General features: G+C 57.8%; 1 protein-coding gene. It reads right to left on the reverse strand.

Features of this window, described 5'->3' with window-relative positions; translation table 11 throughout:
* On the reverse strand, positions 1 to 211 hold a 211-nt coding region (locus MFF64_RS37700), incomplete at both ends, for a DfrB family trimethoprim-resistant dihydrofolate reductase (protein ID WP_238194241.1).

Consider the following 211-nt stretch of genomic DNA (forward strand, 5'->3'; position numbering starts at 1 on the left):
CGTGGGACCACTCTGGACCAAGCCTGGGTGAGATTGGGACTGGACGGCGTAGCCTTCAGGGGTAAGTGTTGTGCAGTACCACCCGACAATGCGCCCCTGCCAAGCAGCGCCAGACTTCTTGCGTACGCGATCCCCCAAGGCAAACGTGGCGTTTGATGGGAATGCGAACCGGCCAGCAGCTGAAGTACTGACCTCATTTTTTCCTTCATTC

This window comes from Methylobacterium frigidaeris (assembly GCF_022179185.1).
GTDB lineage: Bacteria > Pseudomonadota > Alphaproteobacteria > Rhizobiales > Beijerinckiaceae > Methylobacterium > Methylobacterium frigidaeris.